The following is an 18,931-nucleotide window of genomic DNA, read 5'->3' as shown; positions in this document are numbered from 1 at the left end:
TATATAATTTAACTTATTAGTTTTATTGAATTCTAAATGTTAATAATGTTAGGAATAAAATGATAGGTATGATTTTATAAATCAATATAATATATAATATAGGAAAATAATTTTTTATAAAATTAAAGAGAAAGAATATGAATTTTTGTTCACATACTCCAATGATTCAACAATACTTAAAAATTAAAGCTAAATATCCTAATATGTTACTATTTTACCGTATGGGTGATTTTTATGAATTATTCTATGATGATGCAAAACGTGCATCTCATTTATTAGAAATATCTTTAACTAAGCGTGGAAATTCAGCAGGTGAACCTATACCAATGGCAGGTGTACCTTATTATAATGTTGATAATTATCTAGCTAAATTAATTAAATTAGGTGAATCTATAGCAATTTGCGAACAAATTTCAGATTCTTCACAAAAAAAGGGGGGATTAGTTGATCGGAAAGTTGTTCGTATTATTACACCTGGTACTGTTAGTGATGAATCTTTTTTACAAGATCATCATGATAATATAATAGCAGCAATTGTTCAAGATAAAGACAATTATGGATATGCTACATTAGATGTAACTTCTGGTCGTTTTATTATTAAGGAATTAATTAATACAGAAATAATGGCAGCAGAACTACAAAAGACTAATCCATCTGAACTACTTTATCCAGAAAATTTTCAAAATTTTTCTTTAATAAAAAATTGTTGTGGTTTGAGGATGAGACCAATTTGGGAATTTGAAATTGATACTGCCTATCAACAGCTTAATTTGCAATTTGGTACCAAAGAGTTAAAAGGATTTGATGTTGAGAAATCATATTTAGCTTTAAAATCAGCAGGTTGTTTAATACAATACGTAAAAAATACCCAATGTAATGAACTATTACCACACATAAAATCAATAATATTAGAACATCCTAAAGATAATATTATTATTGATTATAATACGTATCGAAATTTAGAAATAGTAAACAATTTAGAGAGAGGTATAAAAAACACACTATACGAAATATTAAATAAAACAGTAACATCTATGGGTAATAGAATGTTAAAAAGATGGTTGCAGATCCCAACCCGTAATATTGAAATAGCAAATCAACGTCAAGAATCTATTTTAGAATTACAAAATCACTATGAAGTTATACAACCCATTTTACAACAAATAGGGGACTTAGAACGTATATTAGCACGTATAGCTCTTCGTAATGCTAAACCACGTGACTTTGTTCGTATACGTCATGCCTTTCAACAATTACCTAATTTAAATAAAATCACATCTATTTTAAAAACAAAAAAATTAAAAACAATAAATAAACAAATAGGAAATTTTAAAACATTATGTAATTTGCTTGAAAAAGCAATAGTTCCTTTTCCTCCTACTCTCATTAGAGAAGGAGGTGTTATTGCTCCTGGTTATAATAAACAACTTGACAAATGGCGTGATTTAACAAAGGGTGCAAAAGATTATTTGGATAAAATTGCAATGCAAGAAAAGAAAAAACTTGGATTAGATTCATTAAAAATAGGATTAAGTAGTATTTATGGATATTATATTCAGGTTAATAAAAATCAAAGTGATAAAATTCCAAATCATTACATACGTCGTCAAACTTTGAAAAGTATTGAACGTTATGTTATTCCTGAATTAAAAATTTACGAAAATAAAATAATTGTTTCAAAAGAAAAAGCTCTATCATTAGAAAAAACATTATATGAATCGCTTTTCGACTATTTTATGCCTTATATTGCAGAAATACAACTTAGTTCTCAATCATTAGCTGAACTTGATGTGTTAAGTAATTTAGCAGAACGTGCTTGGAATCTTAACTATTGTCGACCTACACTACACAAACATCCTGTAATAAAAATTGTAAATGGCCGTCATCCAGTAGTAGAAAATGTTTTAAAGGAACCATTTATTCCTAATTCATTATCTCTATGTGCAAAGAATAGAATGTTGATTATTACAGGACCAAATATGGGTGGTAAAAGTACTTATATGCGTCAGACTGCTTTAATAGTTTTGATGGCATGGATTGGAAGCTTTGTACCAGCTCAAGAAGCATTAATAGGAAATTTTGATCGTATTTTTACTCGCATCGGAGCAGCAGATGATTTAGCTGCTGGTAGGTCAACTTTTATGGTTGAAATGACTGAAACAGCTAGTATTTTACATAACTCAACTAAAGATAGTCTAGTTCTTATGGATGAAATTGGAAGAGGTACTTCAACTTATGATGGACTATCTCTCGCATGGGCTTGTGCAGAATATCTTAACAAGATAATCAAGTCTTTTACATTATTTTCAACTCATTATTTTGAATTAACTTTTTTAGAAAAAAAAACAGAAGGTATAATGAATGTATATTTTGATGCAATAGAGCATGAAGATAATATAGCATTTATGCATACTGTAAAACCAGGAACTATAAATAAGAGCTATGGTTTTTCTGTAGCTTTATTAGCTGGAGTTCCTAAAGAAGTAATCATATTAGCAAAGAAAAAATTAAATGAGTTAGAGATAGAAAATTGCTATTTTCACTCTAACTCAGTGATTAATGATCTTAAAACAAAAACGTTAATAAAAGAAATTCCATCAACTATAAACAATATTATAAAAAATATAGATCCAGATAATATCACGCCATATGAAGCACTTGATTTAATTTATATTTTAAAATCGATAAGTTAAAACTTTATATCTAGTTACATGAATTTAAAAAATGTTTTAATAGTGTAAATTATTATTTAAATTAATAGTTATTTATGAAATAATGATTCAATATTAAGACCGTGAGATTGCAAAATTTCACGTAAGCGGCGCAATCCTTCAACTTGAATCTGACGAACCCTTTCTCGAGTTAAGCCAATTTCACGACCAACATCTTCAAGAGTCGCAGCATCATAACCTAACAAACCAAAACGACGTGATAAAACTTCTCTTTGTTTTATACTAAGTTCAAATAACCATTTTATAATACTTTGCTTCATATCATCGTCTTGAGTTGCATTTTCAGGTCCATTATCTTTTTCATCAGCTAAAACATCTAATAATGCTTTCTCAGAATCTATCCCCAATGGCATATCAACTGAGGTAATATGTTCATTAAGCTTCAACATACGATTTACATCTTCCACTGGTTTATCTAATTTTTCTGCTATTTCTTCCGCGCTTGGCTCATGATCAAGCTTATGAGAAAGTTCACGTGCAGTACGTAAATAAACATTAAGCTCTTTCATAATATGAATAGGCAAACGAATAGTACGAGTTTGATTCATAATTGCTCTTTCTATAGTTTGACGAATCCACCAGGTAGAATATGTAGAGAAACGAAAACCACGTTCTGGATCAAATTTTTCTACAGCACGAATCAATCCTAAATTACCTTCTTCGATTAAATCTAATAGTGCCATACCTCTATTGCTATAACGACGTGCAATCTTGACTACTAATCGTAAATTACTTTCTATCATACGACGACGAGAATGTATATCACCTTTTAATGCAAGACGAGCAAAAAAAATTTCTTCTTCTGCACTTAACAAAGGAGAATAACCTATCTCCCCAAGATATAATTGTGTTGCATCTAAAATACGTTGAGTAGTACCAGGTAATACCTCTTCTTCTACAATATCATCATCTCCTAGTTCAGTTTGAATAAAATCTTCTTCATTAAAAATTTCATTTTTAATTTCTTCAAATTCTATACTTTCATGTAATTGATCTATTTTCAATATATTATGAGTCATACGCGGTCCTACCCGTGATATCAAAGCAAAAATTTGCCCGATTAACGCTGTAATGAATAACACAACAGTTTTACGGATGTAACCTAATGATTTTCAAAATATAATTTTGTGAAATTAATTTCTGTATTACTCATGCTAGCAATATCCTTTACAATTTAACTTTTTACTGCAACTAAAGATATATTTTTATTATCGTAATTATTCAAACAAAATTTTAAGGAATTTTTCAATGCTTAATTAGTTATAATTGTAAGAACAATTTTTTATAAAAATAATTTTGCAACTATACCAAATCCAAATCATCTGGATGAAATATATTTATTTTCATATCTTTAAAATTGTTTAAATTATTTTAATCTTTTTATTAACACAGCTTTAAATTTTGTGCTAAAAATAAATATCTTTATTTGAATTAATTAAAATATTAAAATATCTATTCAGATTAAATTGTAAATTTTGCTTTTTACAGAATAATAATTTTATATTAACCTATCCTATTTAAATAAAGTAAAATTCAAAATTATTGTATAATAATTTTTTATAAAATACAAGTTATGTTGTTTTATATAGCAAATACTAATCATTATTAATTATAGCAAGATATAATTAAATTTTAATAAAAATTATATTACACATTTCTTTAAGTTATTTCATACTTAATTATAATTAATTATAAAATTAATTAATTCATTGTTAATTTTAACAAAATCTAATTTATAGAATAAATTTATTTAAATGAAAAAAGATATCCTATTATGGAATAATAAGTATTATAATTTTAATTAAAAATTTATTTTTTATTTAATAATAACGCTACTGCTTCACATGCAATTCCTTCTTCACGACCTACAAAACCTAACTTTTCAGTTGTAGTAACTTTTATATTAATTTTGTTTTTTTTACAATCAAGATTTTTTGAAATATTAGTGCACATTTGCTTTAAATATGGATTAATTTTAGGGGTTTGTAATATTATTGTTATATCTATATTTCCTATAACGTAATTCAAACTAATAAGCTTCCAAACCTCACTTAATAAATAAAAACTATTTACTCCTTTAAAATTTATATTATTATCTGGAAATACAGTTCCTATATCTCCCATAGCAGCTGCTCCTAAGAGAGCATCAATAAGTGCATGTAAAACTACATCTCCATCAGAATGTGCTATTAAACCATGTTTAAATTTTATTTTTACTCCTCCAAGAATAAGGGGATTTATACCACCAAAAGCATGAACATCAAAACCATGACCAATGCGCATTATTTAATATCCTTTAAAAATTTTTTTTAAATAAAGCTCTGCAAGTAATAAATCTTCTGGAAAAGTTATTTTTATATTATCATTGCGTCCTTTTATTAAATTAGGATTATAGCCACAGTATTCTAAAGCTGAAGCTTCATCGGTAATATCAATGCCTTCTGTTAGCGCTTTTATTAAACAAGATATCAAGAGAGAACAAGGAAAAAATTGAGGAGTCAAAGCACGCCATAAATTTTTACGTTCTACTGTTTTCTTAATAAGATTATGTCTGTTATTGCTAAGTTTTATTGTATCATTTATAGGAATGGCTAAAATACCTCCAATATTACTTTTCTCACGTATTTTTATTAAACGGATCAAATCATCTATATGTAGACATGGTCTTGAAGCGTCATGTATTAATACCCAAGCGTTATTCTGTATAGTTTTCAAAGCTGCTAAAACTGATTTAGCTCTTGTATCACCACCTATAACACATAATATTCGATTATTACTTGCTAAAGGAAGTTTAGAAAAATATTGATCATTAGAGTTTAAAGCAATAATAACTTGCTTAATATCAGAATGAGAAAATAAACTAAAAATACAATGTTCAAGAATAGTATATTTACCAATAGTTAAATATTGTTTTGGATGTTTTATTTTCATACGTTTGCCTATACCAGCAGCTGGTACTATAGCAATTATATCTTTTTTAATCGATGAATTATTCATTTGTGTAATTTAAATAATTTTTAATATGAAAAATTAATAAATAATTAAATATTAATCATCTTAGTTATTTTTAATGTAATTACTTGTATTTAAAATAAAGATTGTTATCGTAAATCTTTAATTTATTTAAATAAATTTAATGATATTTTATTTTTAATATAAAAATTATATTACAATCTTTAGGATTATATTTAAAATATAACAGTGATTCCAATTTGATATTATAATATATTACCTAACTAAGGATATATTAATAAATAAAATATGATAAAAATTATTTCGATTCATTTACTTTATTTAAAAATTAATTTTCTATTTAATTATTAAATAATATTACGATCTTTAAGTAAATTTACTAAATCAATTGTCAACGTACTAATAGTTTGATTACCATCTAGTTTAATTTCTGGGTTTTCTGGGATTTCATAACTACTACCAATACCAGTAAAATTAATTAAATTACCAGAACGTGCTGCTTTATATAATCCCTTAGGATCTCGAGATTCACAAACAGATAAAGGAGTATTAATAAAAACTTCAATAAATTGATCTTTATTAAAAAAATTTCTTACCATTTTACGATCCTTACGAAGGGGAGAAATAAAGGCAGCAATAACTAATAATCCAGCATCTACCATTAATTTTGCCACTTCACCAACTCTGCGCAAATTCTCTTTTCTATCATAATTACTAAAACTAAGATCACTACATAATCCGTGTCTTAAGTTATCACCATCTAATAAGTAAGTTTTACAACCAATTTGATATAATTTTTTCTCTAAAAAACATGCAATAGTAGATTTTCCTGACCCAGATAACCCAGTAAACCATAACACTAAACCCTTGTGCCCATTTTTCTTTTCTCTCAATTCACGTGTAATAGTATGTTGATGCCAAAGTATATTTTTATATTTTCGCATTATTGTTTTTTATCTAGTAAATTACGTGCTTTCCAGTGTGGAAAATAGCAACGAATTAAAGAATTTAATTCCAATTCAAAATTATTGTAATTGTTGTCATAACATCCTGTATGTTCTAAGTCTAATTTATATTTATTAATCATACCTGCACCTACTGTAGCATTACTAAAACGATCTATAAAAATTAATCCTCCAGTAACTGGATTATTATAGTATTTATCAACAACCATTGGTTCTTCAAAGTTTATTTTTACTAAACCAATACTATTCAGAGATAAATTATCAACCTTATATGTTTCTAATGAACTTATATTAATTTGATGTATTATATTTTCGATATTGCCAATGATTTTTTTACTAGCCATTTTTATAAAATAACTTTGATTCTTTTTCATAGGCTTATCCGACATCCATACAACATTAGCAATTACAGATTTTGTTAAATTAAGATCAGAGTTAATATCTACAATTAAATCTCCTCTACTAATATCAAGTTCATCATTTAGAATTAAGGTAATTGCTTGACCTGCATTAGCTTCTATTAAATCACCATCAAAAGTTACAATACGTTTTATATTGGATTGTATATTTGATGGAAGCACTTTTACATTTTGTCCTACCCTAATTGTACCAGAAGCTATGGTACCAGAATAACCACGAAAATCTATATTAAAACGATTTACATACTGTACTGGAAAACGCATAGGTTTGTTATTTATAAATACATCTAAATCAATGTTTTCTAATATTTTTAATATAGTAGATCCATGATACCAAGACATTTTTTGACTTTTAGAAACTATATTATCACCTCTAAGGGCAGATATTGGAACAAAATAAACATTTGGATTTATCGGTAGTTTTGTAATAAAATTAATGTAATCTTGTTTTATATTATTAAATATATTAGCATCATAATTGATTAAATCCATTTTATTAATAGCTATTATTAACTGTTTTATATTTAGCAAACTAGATATAAAACTATGACGGCGAGTTTGATTTACTATTCCTTTACGTGCATCTAATAATATAATTGCTAATTGGCAAGTAGATGCACCAGTTACCATATTACGTGTATACTGGTCATGTCCTGGAGTATCAGCAATAATAAATTTTCTTTTTTCAGTAGAAAAATATCTATATGCTACATCAATAGTAATTCCTTGTTCACGTTCTGCTTGTAAGCCATCTACAAGTAATGCTAAATTAAGTTTTTCGCCTTGAATTCTATAACGTTTGCTATCATTATAAAGCGATGATAATTGGTCTTCATATATATAACAAACATCATGTAATAAACGACCAATAAGAGTACTTTTACCATCATCTACATTCCCACAAGTAAGGAAACGTAAAAGATCTTTATTTTGTTGAGCAAGTAACCAGACTTCAATGTCATCTTTTTTAATCATTTGGTTTGTATCTTTAATTATAGTATTCATGCTTATATTTATTTCCTAAAAATAGCCCTGCCTTTTTTTATATTCCATTGAATGACTTTGATCTATATCAATTAAACGATTTTTACGTTCACTTGTTTTAAACAATAACATTTCTTTGATTATATCTGAAATTGTTTGTGCTTTTGATTCAATAGCTCCAGTTAGAGGCCAACAACCCAATGTACGAAAACGTACCATACGTTTTTCTATTAATTCATTGTCTTTCAAATTGATACGATTGTCATTGATTACGATAATCATATTATTTCTTTTCAAAACAGGTCTTATTGCAGCAAAATACAGTGGTACAATTTTAATTTTCTCTAAAAAAATGTATTGCCAGATATCTAATTCCGTCCAATTAGATAAAGGAAATACACGAATGTTTTCTCCTTTATTAATTTGACCATTATAATTATTCCATATTTCAGGTCGTTGATTTTTTGGATCCCAACGATGAAATCGATCTCTAAAAGAATAAATACGTTCTTTTGCTCTAGATCTTTCTTCATCACGACGTGCTCCTCCAAATGCTGCATCAAACTTGTATTTATTTAAAGCTTGCTTCAATGCATCTGTTTTCATAATATTAGTATATTTTGTACTATCATGAACGAAAGGATTAATGCCCATTTCTATACCTTTTAAATTACGAAATATTAATAACTCAGCACCTATTGCATTAATGATGTGATCACGAAATTCGTACATTTCACTAAATTTCCAACCAGTATCTATATGCAATAAAGGAAAAGGAATACTACTTGGGTAAAAAGCTTTTTGAGCTAAATGCAACATTACTGAAGAATCTTTACCTATAGAATACATCATGACTGGATTATCAAATTCTGCTATAACTTCTCTCATTATATAAATGCTTTCTGCTTCTAATTGATATATGTGATTAATTTTTTTTTGATTCATGGTGTTTTCTCAGGCTAAATTAATAAAAGAAGATTTGCGAGGTTTATATTGAACCGCACCATTAAACCAAGCTAGTTGCCTGTGGAGATTAACCACTTCTCCAATAATTAATAATGCTGGAGTAGCTACAGATGCTGCTAATTTTTCGATTTGTCCTAGAGTACCCGTTAATACTATTTGATCATATCTTGTCCCTCTGCTGATAACCGCTACCGGAGTAGATTTAATATAACCTTGATCTATTAAAATTTTACTAATTTCTGGAGTCTTTATTAGTCCCATATAAATAACTAATGTTTGACCTTTACTAATTGGTTTACAATTAACAAGATTTTTTTTTAAATGACCATGACCTGTAACGAATACAACACTATGTGCATAATCACGATGAGTTAATGGAATACCAGCATATGCAGTAGCACCTATAGCTGATGTTACTCCGGGAACAATTTGAAATGAAATTCCAGCTTTTTTTGCTGCTTGAAGTTCTTCACCTCCTCGTCCAAAAATAAATGGGTCCCCGCCTTTTAATCTAACTACATATTTACCTTCTAATGCTAATTTAACTAGCATTGCATTGGTTTCTTGCTGTGAAAAAGCATGAGAACCAAAACTTTTACCAACACATATAATATCAGCATCTCTACGCACTAATTCTAATACTTCATTGCTTACCAGATTATCATATAAAACTACATCAGCTAGCTGTATTACTTGCAAAGCACGTAAAGTTAACAGACTACTATCTCCAGGCCCTGCACCAACTAAAATAATTTTTCCTTGACGATTTGATTTAATTTTTAATTGTTGTTTTAGAATAATTTTCGCCTTGTTTAAATCACCTATTGCTATTCGATTAACAAATGGTCCATTGAAAATACGTTCCCAAAAATGACGACGATCAGATAAATAAATAAAATGTTTCTTAACTTTATTACGCCATTGACCAGCTATTAATGCCATTTCACTTATATGTTTTGGTAATATTGCCTCTAATTTTTCACGTAATATTCTTGTTAATATAGGAGCAGTTGCACTTGAGGATATTGCTATTAATATAGGTGAACGATTAATAATTGAAGGTAATATAAAATTACAATTTATTTTATCATCTACTACATTAACTAATTTATATTTAATATTTGCTTCTCTGGAAATTTTCTCATTAAGGACACTATCATTAGTTGCTGCTATCACTAAAAATACTTCATTCAGTTGTGCTGGATCAAATTGAGTAGCTATCCATTCAATTTTATATATTTTTATTATTTTTTGTAATTCATTACAAATTTCATTGGCAACAATTTTCACGCATGCACCAACTCGATTTAATTGTTTAATTTTTCGTGTAGCGACTATTCCGCCGCCAACAACCAACACTGGACGTTTGTTTAAATCAGCAAAAAGAGGTAAATAATTCACTAGAACCTTAGTATTATTAATGTATAATTTTTGATTATAGCTCTTTGTATTTATTGAAATTAAATTATGAATTAGAATGAGTAGTTACTAAACAATATAAGTATATAAGTTATAAACTATATCTAAAGTTATTATTGCTTCTATTTTAATTAAAATTGATATTGAGATAGATCTATAGAAGAACTTGAATGTTATTTATGTGCGTTTATTTTTTACAAAAATTTTATTTTACAACTTAATATAAGTAAACAATATCAAATCAATAGATTACAAATACTATTAATTATTATAATGACAACTTTGAAAATATTAATTGATCAACAATAAAAATTAATCTTCGTGTATTCCACACTCACGTTTTATTCCAAAAAAACGAGTTTCCTCTTCTGTCATTCCTGCTTCCCAAATTCTTGTTGTATGTACATCTCCTAATGACAAATATCCTTTATCATGCAAGGGATGATATTTTAAGTTATTTATTTGCAAGTATCTATGAACTTGACGATTATCCCAATCTATAATGGGTAATACCTTGAAGATACCTCTTTTAAATTCCAATACGGATAAATTAGCTCTACTATTTGATTGAACACGCCTTAATCCAGCAAACCAAGTTTTTATACCTAATGATTTTATAGCATAATTCATTGGATTGATTTTATTTATCTTATTATATTTAATAATTCCTTTTATACCGTGTTGCCATAGTTTTCCATAACGTGCTTCTTGCCAAGCAGACGATATTTTAGATCTAAAAACATGTATATTTAAATTAAATTTATTAACTAATTCATCAATAAAAAGATAAGTTTCTGGAAAAAGATATCCGGTATCTATCAAAATTATTGGGATATTAGGTTGTAACTTTGTAATTAAATGTAATGAAACTGCAGATTGAATACCAAAGCTAGAAGATAATACATGTACACTTGGTAAGTTTTTTAATGCCCATATAATACGATCTTCTGCTATTAGTTTATTTAATTTCAAATTAATAGAGTTTAATATTTCTTTACGTTCTATTTGTGATGTTTTGTTGAATAATGAAAAATCTAATTTAATCATTTTTATTTCCAAAAATCTCGTGCTGGATCCAATACCGGTTTTACGATTCCAATTCTAATTACAAAATCACCAAAATTCTCTTCTTTATAACCTTCTTTAGCCCAGCATTCTATTAGCTTAGAAATATTAGAAATAATCTCATCTTCTTTAATATTTTCACGGTACATACGTGCAATTCTTGTACCTATTCGATTACCTCCAATATGGAGGTTATAACGACCAATTGCTTTCCCAATTAGACCAATTTCCGCTAACATAGCACGGCCACAACCATTAGGGCAGCCAGTAACACGTAATACTATATATCTATTATTTACTCCATAGTTCTTCATGATATTTTCAATTTTTGTAATGAATTTCGGAAGAAATCTTTCAGCTTCTGCCATTGCTAATGGACATGTAGGAAAGGATACACAAGCCATAGAATTTTTTCTTTGAGCAGATATTTTATTTATTAATCCATATTTCATTGCTATAGATTCGATATGTAATTTTTTATTTTCTGGAACACTGGTTATAATTAAATTTTGATTAGCAGTTAAACGAAAATTACCTCGATGATTTTTTGCAATTTCAGCAATACCTTTTTTTAACTGATATTTAGGATGATTAATTATCCGTCCATTTTCAATAAATAACGTTAAATGCCATTTTTCATCTATACCTTTAATCCATCCAATACGATCACCGCGAGTAGTTAATTTATATGGATAACTAGGTTTAAATTTCATATCAGCACGAATTTCTATTTCCTTTTTGAAATGATCAATTCCTACTCTTTCTAACGTATATTTAGTTCTAGCATTTTTACGATCAGTGCGATTACCCCAATCACGTTGTATAGTAATGACCGCAGTAGCGACATCAATCATTTTTTCAATTTCAATATAACCAAAATCAGTTGCAGTGCGAGGATAAGTTGCATGATTATTATGTTCTATAGATAAACCTCCTCCTATTAATAAATTAAATCCAATTAATTCCTTATTCTTTATAATAGCTACAAAGTTGAGATCATTTGCATGTAAATCAACATCATTATTAGGAGGAATCACTATTGTGATTTTAAATTTGCGGGGTAGATAAGTTTTACCTAATATGGGTTCTTCTTCTTTCTCTACAATTTTATGATCATCCCACCAAATTTCTGCATAAGCTTTAGTGCGTGGTAATAAATGCTCGGAAAGTTTTTTTGCTAAATTATAAACTTTTTGATGTAATATTGATTCGTAAGGATTTGAAGTACAGAGAACATTGCGATTTACATCATTAGCAGTAGCTAATGAATCGAGACCTATTTGATGTAACATTTTATGCGTAAGTTTAATGTTTTTTTTAAGAATACCATGAAATTGAAATGTTTGACGATTCGTTAAACGAATGCTACCGTAAATAGTTTTAGCAGTAGCAAACTTATCGATATCCAACCATTGCTGTGTTGTAATAACTCCTCCGGGTAATCGACAACGTAACATTATAGAATGTAGTGGTTCTAATTTCTGTTTAATACGTTCAGTTCTAATATCTCTATTATCTTGTTGATACATGCCATGAAAACGAATCAATGAAAAATTATCTCCTGTAAAACTACCAGTTAATTCATTATCAAGATCTTGTAAAATAGTACCACGTAAGTAATTGCTTTGATATTTTATACGTTCTGCATCTTCTAAATTTCCCTTAACAACAAAAGGACTTTTCTGGTTTTTTTCAGTCATTAGTAAATGTCTCTTTGGTAGCGGTATTCAATACGTAATTCATTTAAAAAATCTTCAGCCTTTTCTTTATTCATTTGACCTTGTTTAGAAATAACTTCTAACAAGGCTGCTTCAACATCTTTTGCCATTTTATTAGCATCACCACAAATATAAATATGTGCACCTTCTTCAATCCAACACCATATATCTACTCCGTTAGCACGAATTTTATCTTGAATATAAACTTTTTCAGATTGATCACGTGACCATGCTAAATTAATTTTATTTAAAAGTCCTCTTTTTACATAATCTTGCCATTCTATTTGATATAAAAAATCTTCTGTAAAATGACGATTACCAAAAAACAACCAATTTTTTCCGGAAGAACTATCGTAATCACGCTGTTGCATAAATGAGCGAAATGGAGCAATACCAGTTCCAGTACCTATCATAATTATTGGTAATTTTTTATCTACGGGTAAACGAAAATTATTGTTATTTTCGATAAAAATACTTATATTTTCTTCTTCTCTAAGATTAGATAACCAAGTAGATGCACCTCCACCACGACAATAATTTTCAATATTAAAGCTAATTATACCAACTGTAATATGCACTTCATTTTCATTTTCAGATTGTGCAGAAGAAATAGAATAAAGTCTAGGCGTCAAGGGACGTAATATGCTAATTAATTTTTCAGCAGTTAATCTAGTAGGTGATAAACGAATCATATCAACAATTGGATATAAATTTGCGTATTTTTGCATTTTACATCTATCATTTATCATTGATAAAAGGTTTTTATTTTTAGATAAAAGAGCATATTTTTCAATTGTTTTATTGTTATTTCTGGTTAAGTCAAACTGGTTTTTTAATGCACATGTGATTGGAATAAACTTATCATGGATTTTAACTTTTTCATCCCCTTTTAATTTAACTAATTTTAAAATTTCATTAATTAAACTATCATCATTTTTATACCATATTCCAATTGCATCACCAGGATTATAAATTATTTGTGAATTACTTATGTCAATTTCAATATGACGTATATCTTTATCTGATTTTCTACCAGTAATTTTTTGATTAACTAAACAAGATGCATTGAAAGGATTTTTTCTGTTATAATTAATATTAAAATTTTTATTAGATTCTTTTATTATATTTGTTTCTACTTGTTCAAATAAATTATTTTTTATATGAGTTTTAAGATGTTTTGTTAATAAACTACACCAAACTTTTAGTTTATTTTTATATTCAACATCAGCATCAACTCTGTCTATTAATCTTTTTGCACCTAATTCTGCTAGTCTATTATCAATATCTTTTCCAGCTTTACTAAAAAACTCATAAGAAGTATCTCCTAGACCAAATACTGCAAAAACAGTTTCTTTCATTTTTGGGGCTTTTTTTGACATCAAGAAATTATATAAAGCAGCTGATTCTTCTGGAGGCTCACCTTCGCCTTGAGTAGATGTTATAATTAACAATATCTTTTCTTTATTAATTTTTTTATAAGTATAATCACTTGCGTGAATTAAATTTACATTTAATTGAATCGAATTTAGCTCATCTCTAAGCCACTCTGATGCACGTCTAGCATTGCCTGTCTGAGATGATGATATAAGTGTTATCACAGGTTCTTTTTTGTTTTTAGATATATTAACTTTGTTAGTGATTTTTTGATTATTTACTAAACCCCAAAGATAACCTGAAAGCCATAATAACTGATTTTCTGAAAAATCCTTTATAACTAATTGTAATGTATTAAATTGTTCTAAAGTAATTGGAAAGGCAAGATCTGAAAATGAGTTATGATTATTCATCACATTAAAATTTTCACTATTTCAGTAAATGGAATTATATTATCTATTTAAATAAAATTAACAAACTATAAATTAATATTTAAATAAATCTTAAATATATTAAATAACTAAATTATTTATAATTAAAGTGTTTTAAAATAAAGATCTTTTCATTAATATTTAACAAGGAAAGGATAGTTCACTATGATCTTACAGGGATATAAAATAACTATTAATTGTATAAAACATGGATTTTTGAAAAAAATAATTACACTCGTTTTGGTTGTAATTATAATTCTAATAAGGAAGGACAGTAATTAAACAATTAATTCCTAATAAATTATTATATTTTTATTTCTTAATTTTGGCATTAAATTTAATATTAAAAATAATTTACCATTAAATATATATATTTTTTTTATTAATTAAATTGCTTTTAAATAATCAATTATTTAATTGATTATATTAATTTAATGAGATCTACTAAAGATATCTATAAAAATTATTATGCTAAAATATAACATAATTAATATCTTATCTGTTTAAAACGTTGAAAGTTGAATGATAACTAATTGCTTCTTCAATGCGTATTAATTGGTTATATTTAGCTATACGTTCAGAACGACTTAGTGATCCAGTTTTAATTTGATCTGCTGAAGTACCTACTGCTAAATCAGAGATTGTCGTATCTTCGGTTTCACCTGATCGGTGAGATATAATCGTTCTGTAACCAGCATTTTTTGCCATTTTAATAGCTGCTAAAGTTTCTGTTAAAGAACCAATTTGGTTGTATTTTATTAAAATTGCATTAGCAATTCCTTGATCTATACCCTTTTGAAGAATTTTAGTATTTGTTACAAATAAATCATCACCTACTAACTGAACTTTATTTCCTAAAATTTTAGTTTGATAAGCAAAACCCTCCCAATCATATTCATCCAATCCATCTTCAATAGAAGTTATTGGGTACTTTTCAATAAGTTCTTTTAAAAAGTTAGTAAAACTATTTGAAGTAAATATTTTATTTTCACCTTTTAGCCTATAATATCCTTCTTCGTAAAGTTCAGAAGCTGCACAATCTATAGCTATAGTAATATCTTTACCTAATTTATAGCCAGTTATTTTCACGGCTTCTGATATAATTTCTAATGCTTCAGTATTTGATTTTAAGTTTGGTGCATATCCTCCTTCATCTCCTACATTTGTACTCATACCTTTGTTTTTAAGTATAATAGATAAATTATGAAATATTTCTGCACCCATACGAATAGCTTCTTTAATATTTTTTGCACTAATAGGTTGAATCATAAATTCTTGTATATCAAGATTATTATCTGCATGTCTTCCCCCATTAATTATATTTATCATAGGCAAGGGCATAGAATATTTTTTTGGAGTACCATTTAATTCAGCAATATGTTCATAAAGTAATTGATTTTTAGAATTAGCCGCTGCTTTGGCAGTAGCTAATGAAACAGCTAAAATAGAATTTGCACCTAAATTGGATTTATTTTCTGTCCCATCTAAATTAATCATAGTATAATCAATATCTTCTTGATCCATAGCATCTTTATTTTTTATTGCTTTACCTATAACATCATTAATTAAAGAAACAGCCTTATTAACACCTTTTCCTAAAAAACGTGATTTATCACCATCACGCAATTCTAAAGCTTCACGTGATCCAGTAGAAGCACCTGATGGAATCGATGCTAAACCTACTAAACCACATTTCAAATGTACTTCCGCTTCTACAGTAGGATTACCACGTGAATCTATGATTTCACGACCGATGACTTTTATTATCTTTGACATTAAAATTATTTCCTATACGTAATTAATAATTACTATATTAAATATTAATTCATTAATTATGATCTTTTTTATTTTTTTGATAATTATACGAAGCTTTTATAAAACTAATAAATAGAGGATGACCATAACGTGGATTAGATTGGAATTCTGGATGAAATTGGCAAGCTATAAACCAAGGATGATCTGGAATCTCTATAATTTCAACTAATTTATCATCTTTAGAACGTCCAGTAATTTTCAAACCAGAAGATTCAATTTTATTTAATAACAAATTATTCACTTCGTAACGATGTCTATGACGTTCAAAAATATAATCAGAGTTATAAATTTTTTTAACTCGACTATTTATCAGCAAATTACATTGTTGACTACCAAGCCTCATAGTACCGGATAATTTACTTTGCTTATTACTAATTTCACTGTTTTGTTGTTCTTCAAAGTTTTTTATTAAAAGAACAACTGGTTTTTTACAATTTGGAACGAATTCTGTAGAATTAGCGTCTTTAATACCAGCAACATTACGAGCAAATTCTATTATTGCTAATTGCATGCCTAAACAAATACCCAAATACGGAATTTTATTTTCACGTGCATATTTTATAGTTTTTAACTTACCTTTTATTCCACGAGAACCAAATCCTCCAGGTATTAAAATCGCATCTAAATCTTTCAACATTTCTATATCACATAGTTCAATATCTTTAGAATCTATTAATCTAATATTAACAGTAATTCTATTTTTTAATCCTCCATGCTTTAAAGCTTCTATTACTGATTTATAAGCATCTGGTAAATTAACATATTTACCTATTATACCAACATTAACTTGACCTATTGGATGTGATTCTTCATAAATTACTCTATCCCATTCCAATAAATTTGCTTCTGGTGTTTGTAATTTAAAAAATTTACAGATATATGTATCTAAACCTTGGGATTTTATCATCTTGGGTATTTTATAAATAGAATCAATATCTTTTAAAGAAACTACAGCTTGTTTTGGTACATTGCAAAAAAGAGAAATTTTAGCACGTTCATTATCAGGAATAGTACTATTAGAACGACAAATTATAACATCTGGTTGAATACCAATTGAAAGTAATTCTTTAACAGAACGCTGTGTTGGTTTAGTTTTCAATTCAGCCGCTGTAATTATATAAGGTACTAGAGTAAGATGGATATACATTATATGCTCACGACCTAAATCTACTGACATTTGACGAATTGCTTCTAAAAATGGTAAAGATTCAATATCACCTACGGTTCCACCAATTTCAACTAAAACAATGTCATAACCTTTTCCTCCAATAATAATATTTTCTTTAATAGCATTGGTTATATGAGGAATAACTTGAACAGTACATCCGAGGTAATCACCTCGACGCTCTTTATATATTACTTCTGAATATATCCTACCAGTAGTGAAATTATTTTTATGTGACATTTTAGCACTAACAAAACGTTCATAATGACCTATATCTAGATCAGTTTCTGTTCCATCTTCAGTAACAAACACCTCTCCATGTTGGTTGGGATTCATATTACCCGAATCTACATTTAGATATGGATCTAATTTTATTATAGTTACACTAAGAGAACGAGCTTCAAGAACGGCTGCAAGAGATGCTGTGGTAATACCCTTACCTAAAGAAGAAACAACTCCACCTGTTATAAAGATATAATTTTGCATTATGATAAATTATTAAAATGAAAAACATAGAAATTAATATGGTTTTTCATTATATATTAAATATGTTAAACTCACAATTAATTATTGTTAATATTAATATTTTAATTTATAGATTTTTAAAAAATATTTGAATTATAATGTATTGAATATTTAATGGGAACAAACAGTTTTTTCTTTTTTTAAGATTATTATTATAATTAAATTATAATATTTTTATTTAGAAACAATTTCATTAAAAGTGATTACTAGTGTTTTTAAAATATTAAATTTAAAATATAAAATAATTACTTTTAATATAATTAAAACATATTTTTCTGAAAAACAGCAGACGTGATTATATAAAAATTCTAAAAAATTAAATCAACATTAGCTATTTGTAATTTACTTAAAATTTTTTATAAACAACCTAATGAAATTAT

The 18,931-nt window shown here is 27.3% G+C and carries 13 protein-coding genes; 1 reads left to right on the top strand and 12 read right to left on the bottom strand.

Annotated features, from left to right (window positions below):
* The first annotated feature begins 137 nt into the window (after positions 1-137).
* On the top strand, positions 138-2,693 hold the full coding sequence (gene mutS, locus CRV09_RS03000; RefSeq protein ID WP_136132658.1) for a DNA mismatch repair protein MutS: 2,556 nt from the start codon (positions 138-140) through the stop codon (positions 2,691-2,693).
* Positions 2,694-2,761: 68 nt separating this feature from the next.
* Here mutS and rpoS read toward each other — a convergent pair whose 3' ends face one another.
* The 12 genes from rpoS to CRV09_RS02940 all read right to left on the bottom strand — a co-directional run bounded on the left by rpoS (position 2,762) and on the right by CRV09_RS02940 (position 18,512).
* Positions 2,762-3,751 carry an RNA polymerase sigma factor RpoS gene (gene rpoS, locus CRV09_RS02995; protein WP_136132674.1) on the bottom strand — a complete coding sequence of 330 codons (990 nt, stop codon included), beginning with the start codon at positions 3,749-3,751 and terminating at the stop codon, positions 2,762-2,764.
* Positions 3,752-4,541: 790 nt separating this feature from the next.
* On the bottom strand, positions 4,542-5,015 hold the full coding sequence (gene ispF, locus CRV09_RS02990) for a 2-C-methyl-D-erythritol 2,4-cyclodiphosphate synthase (protein ID WP_136132657.1): 474 nt from the start codon (positions 5,013-5,015) through the stop codon (positions 4,542-4,544).
* Positions 5,016-5,018: 3 nt separating this feature from the next.
* Complete coding sequence (gene ispD / locus CRV09_RS02985) at positions 5,019-5,729, bottom strand: 2-C-methyl-D-erythritol 4-phosphate cytidylyltransferase (protein WP_136132656.1); 711 nt, start codon at positions 5,727-5,729, stop codon at positions 5,019-5,021.
* Between the two features lie 323 nt (positions 5,730-6,052).
* Entirely contained in the window at positions 6,053-6,649 is a 597-nt protein-coding gene (gene cysC / locus CRV09_RS02980; protein ID WP_136132655.1) for an adenylyl-sulfate kinase, read from the bottom strand.
* Entirely contained in the window at positions 6,649-8,094 is a 1,446-nt protein-coding gene (gene cysN / locus CRV09_RS02975; protein ID WP_136132654.1) for a sulfate adenylyltransferase subunit CysN, read from the bottom strand. The genes cysC and cysN overlap by 1 nt, the downstream gene beginning before the upstream one ends.
* Positions 8,095-8,109: 15 nt before the next feature.
* The gene (gene cysD, locus CRV09_RS02970; protein ID WP_136132653.1) at positions 8,110-9,018 is read right to left on the bottom strand and encodes a sulfate adenylyltransferase subunit CysD; all 909 of its coding nucleotides are present in this window, start codon (positions 9,016-9,018) and stop codon (positions 8,110-8,112) included.
* Positions 9,019-9,027: 9 nt separating this feature from the next.
* Positions 9,028-10,440, bottom strand: a complete 1,413-nt coding sequence (cysG, locus tag CRV09_RS02965) for a siroheme synthase CysG (protein WP_136132652.1) — start codon at positions 10,438-10,440, stop codon at positions 9,028-9,030.
* 330 nt (positions 10,441-10,770) lie between these two features.
* On the bottom strand, positions 10,771-11,505 hold the full coding sequence (gene cysH / locus CRV09_RS02960) for a phosphoadenosine phosphosulfate reductase (protein WP_136132651.1): 735 nt from the start codon (positions 11,503-11,505) through the stop codon (positions 10,771-10,773).
* A 2-nt stretch (positions 11,506-11,507) separates the two neighbouring features.
* A complete protein-coding gene (cysI, locus tag CRV09_RS02955; RefSeq protein WP_136132650.1) occupies positions 11,508-13,223 on the bottom strand; it encodes an assimilatory sulfite reductase (NADPH) hemoprotein subunit in 1,716 nt (571 codons plus the stop codon).
* Positions 13,223-15,028: an NADPH-dependent assimilatory sulfite reductase flavoprotein subunit gene (gene cysJ, locus CRV09_RS02950; RefSeq protein WP_136132649.1), complete on the bottom strand. Its 1,806-nt coding sequence runs from the start codon at positions 15,026-15,028 to the stop codon at positions 13,223-13,225. Before cysJ ends, cysI begins: the two co-directional genes overlap by 1 nt.
* Before the next feature lie 513 nt (positions 15,029-15,541).
* Positions 15,542-16,822 carry a phosphopyruvate hydratase gene (eno, locus tag CRV09_RS02945; protein WP_136132648.1) on the bottom strand — a complete coding sequence of 427 codons (1,281 nt, stop codon included), beginning with the start codon at positions 16,820-16,822 and terminating at the stop codon, positions 15,542-15,544.
* 52 nt (positions 16,823-16,874) lie between these two features.
* Positions 16,875-18,512, bottom strand: a complete 1,638-nt coding sequence (locus tag CRV09_RS02940; RefSeq protein ID WP_199733972.1) for a CTP synthase — start codon at positions 18,510-18,512, stop codon at positions 16,875-16,877.
* Between the last annotated feature and the right edge of the window lie 419 nt (positions 18,513-18,931).

This window comes from Candidatus Pantoea edessiphila (assembly GCF_002933345.1).
In the GTDB taxonomy this organism is placed as follows: domain Bacteria; phylum Pseudomonadota; class Gammaproteobacteria; order Enterobacterales; family Enterobacteriaceae; genus Pantoea_C.
Note: the sequence above shows the minus strand (reverse complement) of the source record. Positions and strands in the feature narration are given on the sequence as shown.

What these genes read in the sequence shown, in the direction of transcription:
- mutS (WP_136132658.1), top strand. Translation starts at nt 138, where the DNA reads ATGAATTTTTGTTCACATACTCCAATGATTCAACAATACTTAAAAATT.
- rpoS (WP_136132674.1), bottom strand. Translation starts at nt 3,751, where the DNA reads ATGACTCATAATATATTGAAAATAGATCAATTACATGAAAGTATAGAA.
- ispF (WP_136132657.1), bottom strand. Translation starts at nt 5,015, where the DNA reads ATGCGCATTGGTCATGGTTTTGATGTTCATGCTTTTGGTGGTATAAAT.
- ispD (WP_136132656.1), bottom strand. Translation starts at nt 5,729, where the DNA reads ATGAATAATTCATCGATTAAAAAAGATATAATTGCTATAGTACCAGCT.
- cysC (WP_136132655.1), bottom strand. Translation starts at nt 6,649, where the DNA reads ATGCGAAAATATAAAAATATACTTTGGCATCAACATACTATTACACGT.
- cysN (WP_136132654.1), bottom strand. Translation starts at nt 8,094, where the DNA reads ATGAATACTATAATTAAAGATACAAACCAAATGATTAAAAAAGATGAC.
- cysD (WP_136132653.1), bottom strand. Translation starts at nt 9,018, where the DNA reads ATGAATCAAAAAAAAATTAATCACATATATCAATTAGAAGCAGAAAGC.
- cysH (WP_136132651.1), bottom strand. Translation starts at nt 11,505, where the DNA reads ATGATTAAATTAGATTTTTCATTATTCAACAAAACATCACAAATAGAA.
- cysI (WP_136132650.1), bottom strand. Translation starts at nt 13,223, where the DNA reads ATGACTGAAAAAAACCAGAAAAGTCCTTTTGTTGTTAAGGGAAATTTA.
- cysJ (WP_136132649.1), bottom strand. Translation starts at nt 15,028, where the DNA reads ATGAATAATCATAACTCATTTTCAGATCTTGCCTTTCCAATTACTTTA.
- eno (WP_136132648.1), bottom strand. Translation starts at nt 16,822, where the DNA reads ATGTCAAAGATAATAAAAGTCATCGGTCGTGAAATCATAGATTCACGT.
- CRV09_RS02940 (WP_199733972.1), bottom strand. Translation starts at nt 18,512, where the DNA reads ATGCAAAATTATATCTTTATAACAGGTGGAGTTGTTTCTTCTTTAGGT.